Raw genomic sequence first — 16,379 nt, 5'->3', positions numbered from 1 at the left:
CCGCCGGCAAGAAACACGCCCGCCAGCAGAAAGCGCGCGTCGAGATTGTCCGGGTCGAGTTGAAGGACGCGCATCAATTGCAAGGCTGACTGGCGGAAAAGGCTTTGCGAGGCAAAAGTCTGGGCGAGACGGAAACATACTTCAGGATCGTCGATCGGACCGTTTGCGGCGAGCAGCGAGTTCCAGTCCCGATACCTTCCAACCCTCTCTTCGAGATTGCCTTTGGCCTTTGCCGGGGCGGTCGCACCCGTGCGAAGCGTCTGGTTGAAATCAGAATTGATTTCAACCGCCACGTTCTGCGGGTTCAGTCTTCGCGCGCGCGCGAATGCCCGCGACGCGTCGTCGATGCGGCCAAGTTTTTGCAGATCGACGCCCCACCAGTTCAGGGCGCGTGAGTACCAGCGGCCAACGGCGCGGGCATCGCCAATCTCACGACCGATCAGTGCGGTCACCCGGTCGAGTATGGGGCCGGCTTCGTTCCAGAATCGCTGGTTCTCGGCCACTGTCTGTTCGGACAGCCGGGGAGGGGCAATTGCGTTGGTGGCGTAGGGCACAAGGCGGTAAACCATTCCATGCGGCTCCAGATAGAGTGGCTCAAAGTAATATCCGAAACTCGGGTTGAGGTAATAAGTTTCGTTGCTTTTCGCCATGCCGCTCATTTCGTAAATCAGAAACACCGGATCAACCTGGGCCAGCGGCGCCACCGTTGCCGGGAGGGCGGGCCAGCGTTCCGGAAAACGCCTGTGCAGCGACTCCTGATAAGGCGTGTAGCGCAGGAGTCGCGTGTCCGTCAGAATGGGATCAGGTTTGCCTTCGACGTGAGGCAGATTGCCCTGCACCAGTGCAAGAACGTAAGGGTCGTCGGAGAGTGCGATAAAGTCCGGTTTGGGCAGTCCGAGGGTCGCGAGGCGCGCGAAGTCGCGGAGCAGCGATCCGTCCGTTGCGCGAATTGCCCCCAGGTTTTTGTACACAAGACCGACCGGTGTTCCGATCGCCGCCAGCCAGATTGCGCCGGTGACCGCGCGGTTGCAGAGCCTGGTTGCGGCGGAAACTTTCGTCCACGATTTCGCCGTTTCCTGTCCGAAGACCAACAGGAAATACCCGGCAAAGTAACCGAGGCAAAGCGCGCCCAGATAATAGAACGTCAAAAAGGGGACGGTACTCAGGGGGTCGTCCGTTTGTTGGAGCAGTTGCTCCATCAACATGCGAGGCCCGAAAGGCGCGTCGAACGCCACCCAGATTCCCGCGACCAGCAGAATGGTATGCACGACGCGGAATAAAAAAGTTGTAATCATGCCGCCCGTGGGGCTGGTTTCACCGAAGGTCGAGGGCCAGCGGATTCCGATCAGCAAAAGGGGCAGCAACGAAGTCAATCCGGCGATAAGGATGAGGTATCTGGGAAAACCCAACAATGCGCCCTTCTGCGAAGTGAGTTCGTAGCGGAGCGACTGCCAGAAGCCCGCTCCGGCCTGATCACCAAAGGCGTTGATCAACGGTGGCAACAGATAAAGCGTCAGGCCGGCCGTTCCCCAGCCAAACATTTTTGTCACGAAGCGAAATTCAACAAAGCTCAGACCCTTCATCCAGATCAACGCGGCCAGGTAAACCGGAAAAAATCCAACCATGGCGTAGTTGTTCGTGATGGCGATGCCATAGACCAGCGCCGACCGCGTCAGCCAGCATTCGCATTGATCGATGCGGTATTCGAGCAGGCACCGGACGACATACGCGAAGAGGAGGAGATCGAACATTTCGCCGGTCGCCGCCGTCGCGTGTTCCCAGAAGGTCAGCTGCAATCCGCACGCCATGACGGCGAACACGGGAGGCACCCACGCCGCGGGAATGCTCAACAGCGACGATTTGCTTCGTTCGCGCTGTCGCTGCTCCCGCGTGCGGTCATGAGGCAACAGCGCAACCGATCGCCCCAGCAAACCGAGAGTCAGGGCCGCGCAAAGAGCGGTGAACACATTCAATGCGATCGGTTGCCCGGCGACCGGCAACCAGCGAAACGGCAGAAGCACGAGAAAGCGAAGCGGTTGACCGATCGGCGGCACCAGCTCCCTGCTGGACACGTTGGATATCACGGGCAGGCTGGACAAGGAGACCCACCGATTGAGCGTCAACACATAAACAATCAGCGCGGCCGCCGTTATCAGCCACGGAAGCCGTGATTGGACAAAGCCCGACCGTTCCTGGTTTTCCATAGAATTGAGCTGGCCAGAGTTGAAACCATGCGCCGCTGCTTGGCAAGGCTAGTTTGCCGCCGACCGCGCGGTTTTGGCCCGTAAGTCCGCCACGCATTCGATATGTTGCGTCTGGGGAAACATGTCCAGCGGAACGACTCTTACCAGTTCATAGACCCCGTCCGCACAGAGAACGTTCAAGTCGCGCGCCAGGGTCGCCGGGTGGCACGACACATAAATTATCTGAAGTGGCCGCGCCTGCCGGAGCCGCTCCAGGCTCGCCGCCGCGCAACCCACGCGTGGCGGGTCAATAATCACAGCGGTCGTTTCCGGAGAAAAACGCTGCGACCATGCCGGCAGGAACTCCGTGAAGTCCGCCGCAAAAAACTCGCCGTTGCGGCGGTTGCGGTTCGCGGCGTTGCGCCGCGCCGCCTGGACCGCCGGCGGGTCGATTTCAACCCCGACGAACGCCTCGACGAGATCCGCCACTTCCACGCAAAAAAAGCCGACCCCGCAATAGGCGTCCAGGAGCTGTCGGGCGCCTCCGTCGCGAATGCGCTCCCGCACGGTCTCGACAAGTTTCGGCAGCAAAAACAAATTGTTCTGGAAAAAAGAATCGCGCGGGACATCCCATCCGTCGGGCGCAACCCGTAACACGACTTTGATACCGCCTTTGGGCGGGGGCGCGGCCCGCACCCGGCCTATTTGTTCGTTGAGCGCCGGCTCGGCGATTAGGCATTCCTCAACATCCACAACGAGACGGTTGTCGTGGCGGATGAATCCGATGTTCAATCCCTGTTTCACCTTGTCCCACTGGCTGCGAATCATGATGCGGTTGCGATAGCCGTAGGGTTGCGGACACGGGATGACCGGTTCAACGGTAGATTCGGAAAATCCGCCGATGCGCTCAAACACGTCGGTGATTTGTTTGTGTTTCAGCCGAAGCTGCGCCGGGTAATCAATGTGCTGATACTGGCAACCGCCACAATCGCCGAAATAACGGCACTGCGCCGTGACGCGTTCGGGCGCGGGCTTCAATACCCCGAGCAGTTTCGCCCGGGCAAACGTCTTCCGTACCTCCCTTATCTCGACCTCGACGGACTCGCCGGGAAGTACGAATGGCACGAAGATGACAAAATCATCCGCACGCGCGACGCCCTCGCCGCCGAAGGCGATGTCCTCGATGACGACGGAAAGTTTGGCGCCAACCGACAAACGTCGCGGCCTCTCAAGTTCGGCACTCATATCGCATCATTGAAAACGCGGCGAGGGGGATGGGAATCGCAAAGGCTCTCCGTGGACAGAACGGATGACGGCAGAGTCCGGGTTGACGTGGGACGGAGTTATTTGCCGTGCGGCACGCGGTCGTAATGTTCGCGCAACACGTCTTCGCCAAAATCGTGCTCAAAATCGCGCCAGACGGCGTGAATGTGGTTCGCGTCATTTTGGGTGTTGTCGTATTCCAACAGGAATGTCGGCCCCTGCACCCGGTAGTAATGGCCTTGCTTCGGTTCGATGCTGCCCGCCCACGCGAAAAAAAGCTTCCGCCTTCCGGCCTTCTCGATCTTTTTCAGGTCCTGGTCCGCGAGCTCCGGACGATAGCGGCCGACGTATTCTTCGATGACCCGCCAGAGCAGTTCGTTTTGCGCCTTGTTCAGTTTTGCGGCGGAAATGCCCATGGGCGTCAACTCGTGCGCCTTCCGGTCGTTGCCCGTGATGATTTCTCGCGGCGCCGTGTTCGTGTAGAGGGCCTGCCCTGTTTGTTCCGCGCTCAAGGACTTGACCAGTTGCCGCGCCAGGTCCTCTTCCGCGCCGAGCACGCGCAATCCTTTGCGCGGTCCTTCCCGGACTTCGCCGGGATTTGAGCCAAGGAAGGACGGCGTGACGGAAATCTCACTGCCATCAACGATCATGAAGTTGAGCGAGAGGTGGTGCCCTTCAACCCGCCAACCCCAGGTGCCGTTCGCGTCCGGCTTGCCGAAAATCGTCACGAAATAACGCTCCGGGTCGCGGACCGGGCCTTTGCCCTGCTCGAGGTCGCGCAGCACCTGCTCCAGACTCATGATCGTCGAGACTTTCACATAACCGCGATGGCTCAACGCCGTGCTCAACAGCGCGTGCGCGAGGTGCTTTTGTTCCGGCGCCATTTCCTTGAATGGAAGTCCGTTGCGCTCGCGCGGAATAAAATGCCAGTTGAACCGCTCCTTGTCGTCCAACGGGTAAATGATTTTGGCCGCCTGTTCGGAGGTGAGCGTCGCCAGGAGATTGTTCGCCGCCACGGTCATTTCCCCGACGACGACGCGGGTGTCATCAGCCGGATGCGCCCGGGCGGAATAGCCGGCCAGGTGCAGCAAAAAGACAGGAATCAGGAGGCAGCGCGTGGTTTTCATGACGCCACGACAATGCAACCTGCGCAGAAAGGCAAACCGAAAATGAATTGCGGCACGGATTTTGAAGTTTGAAATTCCAAATTGGCGTCCTTTCACTACTGTTGCGCCTGTGAAGGTCCTTTTTATTGGTGACATCGTGGGGCAACCCGGGCGCAACGCCGTCGGGAAATTGCTGCCCGGACTCCGCGAACACCACGCGCTCGATTTCGTCATCGCCAACGGCGAGAATTCCGCCGGTGGCTCGGGCATCACGCCAAAGACCGCGGATGAAATCTTTTCCGCGGGCGTGGACGTGATTACCAGCGGCGACCATCTCTGGGACCAGAAGGAAGTCGGCGCACTGCTCGAAAACGAAAAGCGTTTTCTCCGACCCCTCAACTATCCGCCTGGCACGCCGGGGCAGGGGAGCGCGGTGTTTGAAATTCAAAATTCAAAATCAAAAACTCAAAACCCGGTTCAGATTGCGGTGCTGAACCTTCAAGGGCGCACGTTCATGCCGGCGCTGGAGAATCCGTTTTTGTCGGGCCGCGAGGAAGTCGAACGCCTGCGGCGGCGGACAAACATCATCTTCGTGGATTTTCATGCCGAGGCGACCTCGGAAAAGATTGCCTTCGCGCGAATGCTGGACGGGCAGGTGAGCGCGGTGGTGGGCACGCACACGCACGTGCAGACGGCGGACGAACAGATTTTTCCGGGTGGCACCGCCTTCCTCTGCGACGCCGGCTTTACCGGCCCGCACGAGAGTGTGCTGGGCCGTGAGATCGACCCGGTCATCAAACGCTTTTTGACGAATCAACCGCAGCGATTTGAAGTGGCGAAGGAACGGGTTCTGTTGCAGGGCGTGGTGGTGGAAGTTGATGAAGCCAGCGGCAAAGCGGTCAGGATTCAGAGCATCTCAGAAACACTATAGAGCGAACAAGCGGTCAGGCCTTTATCCGGTCGGCAAACTCTTGGATGTTCGCATACCTAAAAACTTGTCCTCGCGATTCCAGTGCCGGGGTAAAAAGATCGATGAAGCGTTGTTTTACAATATCGCTTGGATCACACAGATGCAGTTCACGAAGGCAATTGCCCCGGGCACTACGGAGGCGAACCACTTCAGCGAGCAAAGCTTTGGCTAACAAATCAGTTTCTGGCAACGAATATCCTAAGATCACGAGACTCTTACATTGTTCGAGTCGAAGCCGAGCCTCTCGCCAGAATCTTTTGTAAGGATTTTTGTGAATCGGCTTGTTCCAACCTGGCGCAAGTATCGAGATTTTTTCAAATGAAGGATTGCGATTCTTGGTTCGGACGACGTATGGACGCGGCTTCAATCGAATGGTCTTATTATTGTAAAGAGTCCAATTGACGCTGCCGTGTAATTTCAAGAGTTGAATTTTGCTTTGTCCGCCGCGTTTATTTGCTTTATGACTCTTGAGCCAACGACGAGACCAATCACCTCTTTTGCCGCCCGTAGTCACACCATATCCAGTGACCGGATTCCAAAGCTTTGCGGACTCAAACGACTCTTCAATCACGAGGTCGTAATTGAAGGTCAAGATAGAATCCCTATCCGACAAAATGCGAAGAATCATCGAGTGAAGCTTGCTTTCGTACGGTCGAACAGGCGTTTGGGTCGTGTCACACGTCGTGTGTATATAAACTCGGCGGATAAGTTCTTCCAAGTCGTCTTGTCGACGTTTCCAATCTTTTGGCTGGTTAACAGATTTTGCAAATCGTCCAATAATAGCGCGAGTTTCAATGTCGCGATAATATCCTTCAAGGCTGATGTTGCTCGTTCTCCGATAAAGCTCCTAAACATCCTTCAATACACGTTTTGCCAACAGGGGCGTTCCATGTCCTTTGATTCTACCGATGAGGTCAAAAAAATCTGTATCCAGGGGTGGGGGCTGATCGGGATTGGCGGACAGAGCGCCTCTTGTTGCACCAGCCCCAAAGACTAACACAACAGGATGTCGAAATTTCCGTATTTTCTCCGCTTTCAATCTGTGAGTTAATGAATTGGAAATTGGATGAGCAAGCAAACCAAATCACAATGGGACTTCGGCGAGTTGTTTCCGACGGAACAGACCCGACGTGTGTTGTCGGTCAGCGAATTGACAGCGCAGGTCAAGCAGTTGCTGGAGAAACAGGTCGGTTCAATCTGGGTCACGGGCGAGGTCACAAATCTTCGCGCTCAAAGTTCCGGGCACATTTATTTCACGCTCAAGGACGCGGCGTCGCAGTTGAGCTGCGTTCTGTTTAGCCGCGAAAAGGTCCCGCACCGCCATCTGCTGGCAGACGGGCAAAAAGTTTTGCTGCAAGGCGACGTGACGGTCTATGAGGCGCGCGGGCAATACCAGCTCATCGTGCGCGCGGTGGAGTTGCAGGGTGTTGGAGCATTGCAAATCGCATTCGAGAAACTCAAACAGAAGCTTGCGGCGGAAGGGCTGTTCGAGACCGAAAGGAAACGTCGGCTACCAAAATATCCGCAACGCATCGGGCTGATCACATCGCCGACGGGCGCTGCGATTCGCGACGTGTTGCATGTCGTGCAGCGGCGAAATCCGGCGTTGGAAATCGTTCTCGCGCCATGCCGGGTGCAAGGCGACGGCGCGGCGGAGGAAATTGCCGAAGCGATCCGGCTGTTGAACGAATTCAGAATCCAGAACCCGGAACCCAGAATTGATTTGATTCTGGTTACGCGCGGCGGCGGGAGCCTGGAGGATTTATGGGCGTTCAACGAGGAGGTTGTCGCCCGCGCGATTTTTGAATCGGCGATTCCCGTCGTGTCTGCGGTCGGACACGAAATTGATTTTACCATCGGTGATTTTGTCGCGGACGTGCGGGCCGCCACGCCCAGTGCCGCGGCGGAAATCATTACTGAAGGCGTGTTTGCCAGCCGCGACTTCGTTGAGGAAGCGCGGGGTGTGATGGCACAGCGTGTCCGGCGTCGGCTGGACCGCGAGCGGGAAGATCTCGAACAACTGACGCTGCGGGTTGCGCGAGCGCATCCCCGGCGGCGCCTGAACGAGAAGCTGCAGTTGCTCGACGATTTGCAGTCGGCCCTGCTGCGTGCCGGGAAGTTTCGCTGGCGCGAACGGGCGACGTCCTGGCAGACCGCGCGGCAGAGACTTGCGCGAGTTCGACCCGCTCAATTGCTTTTGCATCGCCGCGAGACCTTGCGCGACCTGCGGAACCGGCTGGAGGAGCGGTGCCGGAACGGTTTCAAAAACGTGCGGCATCGGCTCTCGACGGTGGAAGCGCGCCTGCGCCTGCTTTCGCCAGCAAACGTTCTGGAGCGCGGATATTCCATCACGACCAATGCCGCGACCGGCAAAGTGATTCGTGACGCGGCCGAGGCAAGGCGTGGCCAGCGGTTGAAGACGCGATTGAAAAGAGGAGAAATTCACAGCGTCGTCGAGGAATAACGCGCGGAGGCGCAGCGCATCTCCAGATTGCGCGGCGTTATCGGCGGCAACAAGGCGCAGCAAAACCGGACACCCGACTGTTTTTATTCCGACGAAACCCGGCGAATCAACTTGACGTCGTCGCGGGGTTGCAGAGTTACTAGATTGCAGAGTGAAAACGCCAGCCAGGCCGCAGTCCGCGTTGCTTGAAGTGCGGGAGGTTTCGAAAAGCTTCGGCACATTGCGCGCCGTGGATGGTGTATCATTTCACGTGAATGCAGGCGAGTGCCTCGCGTTGCTCGGACCGAATGGCGCGGGCAAGACCACCACGCTTTCCATCGTTACAGGTCTCATTACGCCGGACCGGGGCGAAGTGTTGATCGAAGGGCGCAGGCTGGCGGGTGACACCGACGCGATCAAGAGCCGGATGGGGCTGGTGCCGCAGGAACTGGCTTTGTTTGAGGATTTGAGCGCAAGCGACAACCTGCGGTTCTTCGGTGCGCTCTACAATCTGGAAGCGGTGACGCTCAAGCAGCGCATGGCGGCGGCGCTGGATCTGGTTGGCCTTGGCGATCGCGGACAGGACAAGGTGAAAACGTTCAGCGGCGGCATGAAGCGGCGATTGAACCTCGCGTGCGCTTTGCTGCACGATCCACAACTGTTGTTGTTGGACGAACCGACCGTGGGTGTTGATCCACAGAGCCGCAACGCCATCTTCGATAACATCGCCGCCCTGCGCGCCCGCGGCAAGACGGTGCTGTATACGACGCATTACATGGAGGAGGTGGAACGGTTGTGCGACCGGGTCGTGATTATCGACAGCGGCAAGGTCATTGCCGATGACACGGTGACGGGCTTGAAAAACCGCGCGACCAGGGCCTGCCATTTGAAAATCGAACTCGCGAACCCGGACGGCGCTACGTGGCTCGATGAATTGAAAACCCTCGCGGGAGTACGCTCCGCGGGTTTGAATGCAAATGAACTGGTGGTGGCGCTCGACGAACTGGCGACCAGCGCTCCGACGGTCCTGAGCTTTCTGACACAGCGGCGGCAGGCGTTCGTGCACCTGCAAAGCGAGCGTCCCAACCTGGAATCCGTCTTTCTCGAACTGACCGGGCATAACCTCCGCGACAAATGAACTGGCGCGCTTTTTTCGCTCTCATTCGCAAAGACCTCACGCTGCATTTCAACAACCGCCGCGCGGTGATCATCACCATCGCCGTGCCGATTGTCATCGCCTCGTTTTTTGGATTTATCATGGGCGGCGCCAGCGGTGAACATAAAAACACCGGCGTGTCGGTGGACGTCGTTGATCTGGATCGCGGCGCGGCCACCCGGGAGATCACCACCAATCTTTTGAATGACGCGAATCTCAGAGTCGGCGTGCTCGGGGAGGCGGAGGCGCGGCAGGCCGTGGTCCAGGGGAAGGTGCCGGTGGCGGTGATTTTCCCGAAAGACTTCGGGGACAGCGCGGCGCGGGCGTTCTTTCGGCCGATAGAAAAGCCGGAGATCATCGTTCTGCAGGACCCGTCGCGTGACGTCGAGGCGAGCATGGTGAAGGGCATCCTGATGCAACACGTGATGCAGGCGATCAGCAAGCGCGCGTTCTCCGGCGACGACGGCAGAAAACTGATGCACGAGTCGCTCGATTCGCTGGACGGCGGCGCCGGGCTGAGCGACAGCGACAAACAAATGCTGCGCGAACTGCTCACGAGCGCCGAGCGCTGGATGACGCGCGCCGAGGCGTCGGGCGCGACCAACTCGGGCCCCTTCGGCGGCGGCGGCATGCGGCTGCCTTACGAAGTGCGCAGCGAAAAGCTCACGGCGAAGCAGGAGACCCGCTACAATGGTTACGCGCATTCGTTTGCGGGCATGACCATGCAATTTGTGCTGATGGCGGCCATTGAGTTCGGCGTCGGCATTCTCTACGAACGCCAGCGCGGATTGTGGCGGCGGCTGCGCGCCGCGCCGCTCTCGCGCGGGATGCTGCTGGGGAGCCGCGCGACCAGCGGCGCGCTGATTTCGCTGATCACACTGGCGATCTGCTGGGGTTTCGCCGTCATCGTTTTCAAAGTGCGGATTGACGGCAGCTGGCTGGGGTTCATTGGTTGCAATGTCGGCATTGCCGTGCTGGCGGCGAGCATCGGTTTGCTGCTCGCGGCCATCGGCCGTACGCCGGAAGCAACACGCGGTATCGCCATTTTCGCCATCCTGATGCTTGTGATGCTCGGGGGCGCGTGGATGCCATCCTTCATTTTTCCCCAGTGGCTTCAGAAGGTCACCCTGGTCATGCCGACGCGCTGGGCGATGGACGGACTGGATGGGGCGACGTGGCGCGGGCTGGGATTGGGATCGGCGCTGGGCGCGATCGCCGTCCTGTTCGGCTTTGCCATCCTGTTGGGTGCAATTGCAGTGGCGCGATTCCGCTGGGAAGAGGATTGAGCAGGCATAAATGCTTTTGCGATGGACGCCTGCGGTTTCAGAGGAGCGGTCCGGCTTCCGACAATCCGCTAGACGCAACGTCCGGCTTGTTCTAATTTCCGTCTTGTGTCGAAGACAACCAAAGCGGCGGCAGCCCAGTCCTCCACCGCCAAAGACCTGCCTTTTGAAGAGGCGCTGAAAAAGCTCGAAGGCATCGTCGAAGCCATGGAGTCCGATGAGCTGCCGCTGGAGACGCTGCTGGCCCGCTTCGAGGAAGGCACGCGCCTTGCCAGAATCTGCCAGTCCAAACTTTCGGAAGCGGAGCTCAAGATCCGGCAACTGGAAAAAAGCGCCGGCGGCGAACTGACGCTCAAGCCGGTCTCGCTCGCCGATGATTCCGCCGCGGAATAATTCCCCGCATCCTTGAACGCGAACCCGCACAACCCTGGGACATCAGAGTATTGGAACTTTGGATTGTTGATTTCTTTCGTCATCCATCGGCGCATCATTTCATCACACAAACCCTGCCTTTTCTCACTATGAACCGATATCTCGACATGGTGGACAGTCCGGAGCACGTCAAGAAACTCAAGCTGGACCAGTTGCAGCAACTGGCGGAGGAAATCCGCCACGAACTGATCACGGTCCTGTCCAGGAACGGCGGTCATCTGGGACCGAACCTGGGCGTGGTGGAGCTCACCATTGCCCTGCACCGCGTCTTTTCCACACCGAAGGATAAATTTGTCTGGGACGTGAGCCACCAGAGCTACGTCCACAAACTGCTCACCGGACGCAAAAACCGGTTCAATACCATCCGCACCACGGACGGTTTGAATGGCTTTTCCCTCCGCACCGAGAGCGAGCACGATTGTTATGGGGCGGGACATGCGGGCACGGCCCTGTCCGCCGCGCTGGGCATGTGCGCGGCGCGGGACCAGCGGCGCAGCGACGAGAACGTGGTTTGCATCTTCGGCGATGCGGCGCTGACCAACGGCATTTCCTTCGAGGCGCTCAACAACATCGCGCACACGACGAAAAAATTCGTCGGCATCCTGAATGACAACGAGTGGAGCATCGCCAAGAATGTCGGCGCGATTGCCAATTACCTGAACAAGATCATCACGCACCCTTCCTACAACCGGTTGCACAAGGATTTTGAGCGGCTGATGAAGCGTTTGCCCAAGGGCGAACTGGCGTTGAGACTCGCGCACAAGGCCGAGGAAGGCTTCAAAGGCGCGGTCACGGAAGTTTCGCTGCGGCCGACCGACAGTCATTTGGGCACGGATGGCCGCGGCGGTTTTGGCAACAGCGTCATCTTCGAGGAAATGGGCCTGCGCTACATCGGGCCGATTAACGGCCACGACCTGCCGCTGCTCATCAGTGTTCTGGAGTACGCGAAGATTTCCGAGCTGCCGGTAGTGCTGCACGTCCTGACGAAAAAAGGCAAGGGCTACGATGTCGCGATCCAGCACCCCGAAAAGTTTCACGGCACCGGCCCTTACGACATCAAGACCGGCACGGGACCGGCGCCGAAACCCGGCACGCCGCCGAACTGGCAGGATGTTTTCGGCCAGGCGATGGTGAAGCTCTGCCAAAAGGACAACTCGGTCGTCGGCATCACGGCGGCCATGCCCAGCGGCACCGGGCTGAAGGCGTTGGAGAAAGCGATGCCCACCCGCTACTACGACGTGGGCATCGCCGAGGAGCACGGCGTTATTTTCGCCGCGGGTATGGCGACGATGGGTTACCATCCCGTTTGCGCGATTTACTCGACGTTCCTCCAGCGCGCCTACGACTGCCTGCATCACGACGTTTGCCTCCAGGATTTGCCGGTGATTTTCTGCATGGACCGCGCCGGCCTGAGCGCCAACGACGGCCCGACGCACCACGGCTTGTTCGACATCGCCTATCTGCGCTGCCTGCCGAACCTCATCGCGATGGCGCCGAAGGACGAGGACGAACTGGTGGACATGATGTTCACCGCGACGCACCAGAATCATCCCTGTTTCATCCGCTATCCGCGCGGGCCGGCGGAAGGCGTGCCGATCAAGGACATGCCGCGCCTGCTCGAAATCGGCAAAGCGGAAGTGATCCAAAACTTTTCACCTCTTTCCGATTCCCTCTCCCCATCGGAGGGGGAGAGGGGCAGGGTGAGGGGTGGCGGACGGAAGGTCGCGTTCTTCGCGCTCGGCAACATGCAGAAAATGGCGCGCCAAGCCGCTGAACAACTCGCGGCGGACGGCTGCGACTGCGCCATCATCAATCCGCGCTTCACGAAACCGCTCGACGCCGCGATCACGGAATTCTTTGGTCGCGCGGCCGACGTGGTGGTCACGTTGGAAGACCACGCGCTCATGGGTGGTTACGGCAGTTCGGTTCTCGAACTGTTCAGTGACAAGCATGTCACGACGCCGGTCGTGCGCATCGGCTGGCCTGATCAATTCATTGAACATGCTTCCAGTGTGGATTACCTGCGCCAGAAACACGGACTGACAGCGGAGAACGCGGTGGCTCAAGTGAAGTCTCAATTTGCTGACGAACCGCTGGCATCACAGTCAGTCGCGGTGACTTGAAATAGCCGCGCATGATGTTTTGGAGTATGTTGCTCTGAACGATCATGCGCTTGCCAACAAGAGCCCCGGGATCCGGATTTACATTGATCGAATTGCTGGGCGTTATTGCCGTCATTGCGGTTCTCACTGCGCTTTTAATCGTGGCAGTTTTGAAAGCAAAAGAAAGGGCGCGGCAAATGGTTTGCGTCAATAACGTGCGTCAGCTTGGTCTCGCTCTACAGGGAGCCGTCACAGAGAATCACACGTATCCGTTGGTGATAAACCCGAGTTGGATAGCTGTTTTGCAGCACACGCAGCTTTCAAACTCTACGAATCGAACTTCCGTTTCCCAATATTTGAGCCAAGGCGTCTGGCAATGTCCCTCGGCCCACAAGCCGTCCGGTTTTTCTCCGGACAAAGGCTACGCAAGTTATGGTTACAACTGGTATGGGTTGAGCGCGCGGACGGATATGAATTCACTCGGACTTGGCGGGCATAATGTTTGGAACGGCCCGCGTTTGGCCGCGCCGCCTGTGAATGAATCGGAAGTTGCAAATCCCAGCGAGATGATGGCGATCGGCGACGGATTTGAAGGAGGAAACAAAATCATCCACGATGGTGGAATGGCGTTATGGCGGATTTACGGCCTGCAGGATTATTTGGGAAGCACCGAGAGATCCGATGCGCGTCATCAAGGCAAGGCCAATGTGGCGTTTTGCGACGGCCATGTCGAATCGCCCACGCTGCAACTCCTTTTCGAAGACACCAGCGATGCGGCCTTGGTTCGGTGGAATCGAGATCATCAACCGCACCGGGAGAAGCTGGGCCAATGATTCCGCGTTCGGACGGGTCCTCGACGAAAAAGTTATCTTGATTTCCCTCGTATTCGACATTTCTCTCAAACCCTTATCTTGAAACTTTGAACTGACAATCATGGCTTATAAAGACGTGACTCCACCCGCTGGCGCCAAAATCACCACTCAAAACGGTCGGCTGACTGTCCCGGATAACCCCATTCTCCCGTTCATTCGCGGCGACGGCACCGGGCTGGACATCTGGGCCGCCAACGATCGCTTTGGGCATAGCAAAACGCTCGCAGTTGGGATTTTCTCATCCCACGTATGAGACGTTTAGCAACCCCTCCGCCGAAAATCGGAGTCCAGCAGAGAGAGCTCGATCTTCTTCAGTTGCGCAGCGTGTTGGAGAGGAAGACAAATGTCCTTTCCAAAGCCTCTGCCCTGCGCGTTCGAAAGCCATGATCACCGCCCTCGATGCGGACCAACTCAAATCGCTTGTTGGCTTTCTGCAGCAATTTGGCCAATTCGAGAGCCTGGCTGATGGGCACTGCAGCATCGGCATCACCATGAACGATCAGAAGGGGCGTGCGGATATTTTCGACGAACTTGTCGGGCGATGCAGCTCGGTAAGCATCAGGCTTTTCAGTGGGGGTTCCGCCCAGGATCGCGATGAGCATGGCACGTGACTCTCGACTGTTCTTGTACCAGGTTACCAAATCCGTTGGCCCGTAAAAGTCCACCGCTGCCGCAAACAGGCCCGGTTCATGGGTAATCGCAAACAGCGCCAGAAGGGCTCCTCCACTCTGACCCAGCACAGCGATACGGTTGGGGTCCACGCCAGATACGGTCTTTAGATATGCGGTCGAGGCGACGACGTCCTCCATCTGCTTTTTGCCCGTGGGATCGAGCCTCGCCAGATCGGGTCCGAAGCCGGCACTGGAACGAAAGTTTACCGCCAGCACAACGAACCCGTGCGCGGCAAAATACTGGATTTGATCGTCAAACTGGTTCCCAGCGAACCCGTGCGCGCCCCCGTGCAGCCAAACGATGGCGGGGAGTCTCGCAGTATCAGCCTTTGGCAGGTAAAGGAACGCAGGAATCTTGAGGCCATCGGCGCTTGTGTAGGTGACCAACTTCGCTCTAACAAACGCCGGGACAGCCGTGATCTGCTTTTTGTCCGTGCCATTGGCAGCACGCACTTGGATAGATGGCGGATGGTCGGTATCCTCGATAGAGCACGCGATGCGCTGTCCATCTGGCGAAACCGTTTGAGATAATATTGAGCCGTCAAGCGAGCTCATCGCTTCGAGGGCGTCTTTTCCGACATCGATGACAATTATCTGCCAGCAACCGTTGGTTAGAATCGCTGAAATCAGGTGCTGACCATCGGCTGACCAACTGACCCTGGGCATGGCGGGGTTGTCGCCGCTCATGGTCTGGGAACATCGGAGATTCTTCACCGCGCCAGTAGCGACATCTTTGACGGTCACGCTGTTGGTCTCAGAAGCAACTTCCACAAAGGCGATCCGCTTGCCATCGGGTGACCACGCCGGGTGATTGCCGACGGCGAACGGACGTGGCTTCCGGTCGGCCAGAGAAATGACCCAAATCTGAGGCTTGGGGATGGAGAAGAACGCCACCTCCTTGCCATTCGGCGACCAGGAAGCTTGGCCGGTAAATTCGGCAGAAGACCTGGTGAGCTGCTCCAGCCCTGTGCCGTCCCGATTCATCAACCACACTTGGGGCCGGCCACTGCGTTTGGAGGTAAATGCGATGCGCCGACCGTCTGGAGACCACGCGGGCTCGCCTGCCGTGACATCGTCCAGCAGCAGTTGTGGCGCTCCTCCCTCCGCCGAAACCCGATAAATCCTAAACTCCTTTCGCACCATCGTGCTGGCCATGTACAGTAATTCCTGCCCAGTGGGGGACCATACTGGCTCCAAAGCTATCGGGATGCTCTCGAAATCTTCATAGGAAGGGGCACCAGAAACATGTTTGACGACCGCCTGATGGCCGCCCTGCCCACAGCCAGAAAATAACTCGGCGAGGCTGAGCAAAAGGGCGACAGTGAACCAACTGCCGCGATAGCTGGTATCCTCTGATGTGAGCTTTCTCATTCCACAGCATGCCCTGGCCATCGCACCCGCCGTGCAGGCGGGCAGGATTGCAATGGATCAGCCCGACTCTAAGGAGGGGGTTCAGGGGTGTCAATAGTCCGCTGATTCGTTTCCCGATCGGCTCTTCGTTTTGGATGTTTGTTCAATCAATAGCATTGGCTGTGCTACCTTCTGGCTCCATCTTACCGCACTGGGCTTTCAGTTGTTTCTGCACCTCTTGGTCAACGCTTCCAGCCGACAGCACCGTACCGGTTGAACACATTAAACGCAGAATTGTGAGCCCAGCCAGGGCCGGCATCGGTTTCATTTTGGGAAGTTGAAAGACCATGATTGAACTACTCGGCGGCCGTGCCCGGTCAAGGCCCTCGTTCAGAAGAGTCCTCCGCGGAAAAGTTATCTTGATTTACTACACCTTGGCCTTATTTCTCATCCCTCGAATTGAAACTTTGAACTGACGATTATGGCTTACAAAGACATTGCTCCACCAGTCGGTGGAAGAATCTCGAATCAAGGCGGCAGACTCTCTG

At 58.0% G+C, this 16,379-nt stretch carries 12 protein-coding genes and 1 pseudogene; 8 read left to right on the top strand and 5 right to left on the bottom strand.

What is annotated here, in order from left to right; translation table 11 throughout:
* From VN887_20160 to VN887_20150, 3 genes are all read right to left on the bottom strand, one after another.
* The coding region (locus tag VN887_20160) for a DUF2723 domain-containing protein (protein ID HXT42333.1) at positions 1-2,204 on the bottom strand (2,204 nt) is incomplete at its 3' end.
* A 48-nt stretch (positions 2,205-2,252) separates the two neighbouring features.
* Entirely contained in the window at positions 2,253-3,428 is a 1,176-nt protein-coding gene (locus VN887_20155; GenBank protein ID HXT42332.1) for a class I SAM-dependent RNA methyltransferase, read from the bottom strand.
* 98 nt (positions 3,429-3,526) lie between these two features.
* Entirely contained in the window at positions 3,527-4,573 is a 1,047-nt protein-coding gene (locus VN887_20150; protein ID HXT42331.1) for a DUF3500 domain-containing protein, read from the bottom strand.
* 109 nt (positions 4,574-4,682) lie between these two features.
* Here VN887_20150 and VN887_20145 point away from each other — a divergent pair, with 109 nt between their 5' ends.
* Complete coding sequence (locus VN887_20145; protein ID HXT42330.1) at positions 4,683-5,483, top strand: TIGR00282 family metallophosphoesterase; 801 nt, start codon at positions 4,683-4,685, stop codon at positions 5,481-5,483.
* Positions 5,484-5,496: 13 nt separating this feature from the next.
* Here VN887_20145 and VN887_20140 read toward each other — a convergent pair whose 3' ends face one another.
* Entirely contained in the window at positions 5,497-6,114 is a 618-nt protein-coding gene (locus VN887_20140; GenBank protein ID HXT42329.1) for an SIR2 family protein, read from the bottom strand.
* A 474-nt stretch (positions 6,115-6,588) separates the two neighbouring features.
* Here VN887_20140 and xseA point away from each other — a divergent pair, with 474 nt between their 5' ends.
* The 7 genes and pseudogenes from xseA to VN887_20105 all read left to right on the top strand — a co-directional run bounded on the left by xseA (position 6,589) and on the right by VN887_20105 (position 14,003).
* A complete protein-coding gene (gene xseA, locus VN887_20135; GenBank protein HXT42328.1) occupies positions 6,589-7,986 on the top strand; it encodes an exodeoxyribonuclease VII large subunit in 1,398 nt (465 codons plus the stop codon).
* Between the two features lie 151 nt (positions 7,987-8,137).
* A complete protein-coding gene (locus tag VN887_20130) occupies positions 8,138-9,103 on the top strand; it encodes an ABC transporter ATP-binding protein (GenBank protein ID HXT42327.1) in 966 nt (321 codons plus the stop codon).
* On the top strand, positions 9,100-10,407 hold the full coding sequence (locus VN887_20125; protein HXT42326.1) for an ABC transporter permease: 1,308 nt from the start codon (positions 9,100-9,102) through the stop codon (positions 10,405-10,407). Before VN887_20130 ends, VN887_20125 begins: the two co-directional genes overlap by 4 nt.
* A gap of 105 nt (positions 10,408-10,512) precedes the next feature.
* Positions 10,513-10,797, top strand: a complete 285-nt coding sequence (locus tag VN887_20120; protein ID HXT42325.1) for an exodeoxyribonuclease VII small subunit — start codon at positions 10,513-10,515, stop codon at positions 10,795-10,797.
* A 128-nt stretch (positions 10,798-10,925) separates the two neighbouring features.
* Positions 10,926-12,959, top strand: a complete 2,034-nt coding sequence (gene dxs / locus VN887_20115) for a 1-deoxy-D-xylulose-5-phosphate synthase (protein ID HXT42324.1) — start codon at positions 10,926-10,928, stop codon at positions 12,957-12,959.
* An 83-nt stretch (positions 12,960-13,042) separates the two neighbouring features.
* Positions 13,043-13,771 (top strand): H-X9-DG-CTERM domain-containing protein, encoded by a 729-nt coding sequence (locus VN887_20110; protein ID HXT42323.1) that lies wholly within the window; start codon positions 13,043-13,045, stop codon positions 13,769-13,771.
* Between the two features lie 100 nt (positions 13,772-13,871).
* A pseudogene (locus VN887_20105) lies at positions 13,872-14,003 on the top strand (Isocitrate dehydrogenase).
* Positions 14,004-14,121: 118 nt separating this feature from the next.
* On the opposite strand, the gene VN887_20100 reads toward VN887_20105, so the two are convergent.
* A complete protein-coding gene (locus VN887_20100) occupies positions 14,122-15,852 on the bottom strand; it encodes a prolyl oligopeptidase family serine peptidase (protein HXT42322.1) in 1,731 nt (576 codons plus the stop codon).
* Positions 15,853-16,379: the final 527 nt, after the last annotated feature.

It is taken from the genome of Candidatus Angelobacter sp. (genome assembly GCA_035607015.1).
Lineage (GTDB): Bacteria > Verrucomicrobiota > Verrucomicrobiia > Limisphaerales > AV2 > AV2.
Note: the sequence above shows the minus strand (reverse complement) of the source record. Positions and strands in the feature narration are given on the sequence as shown.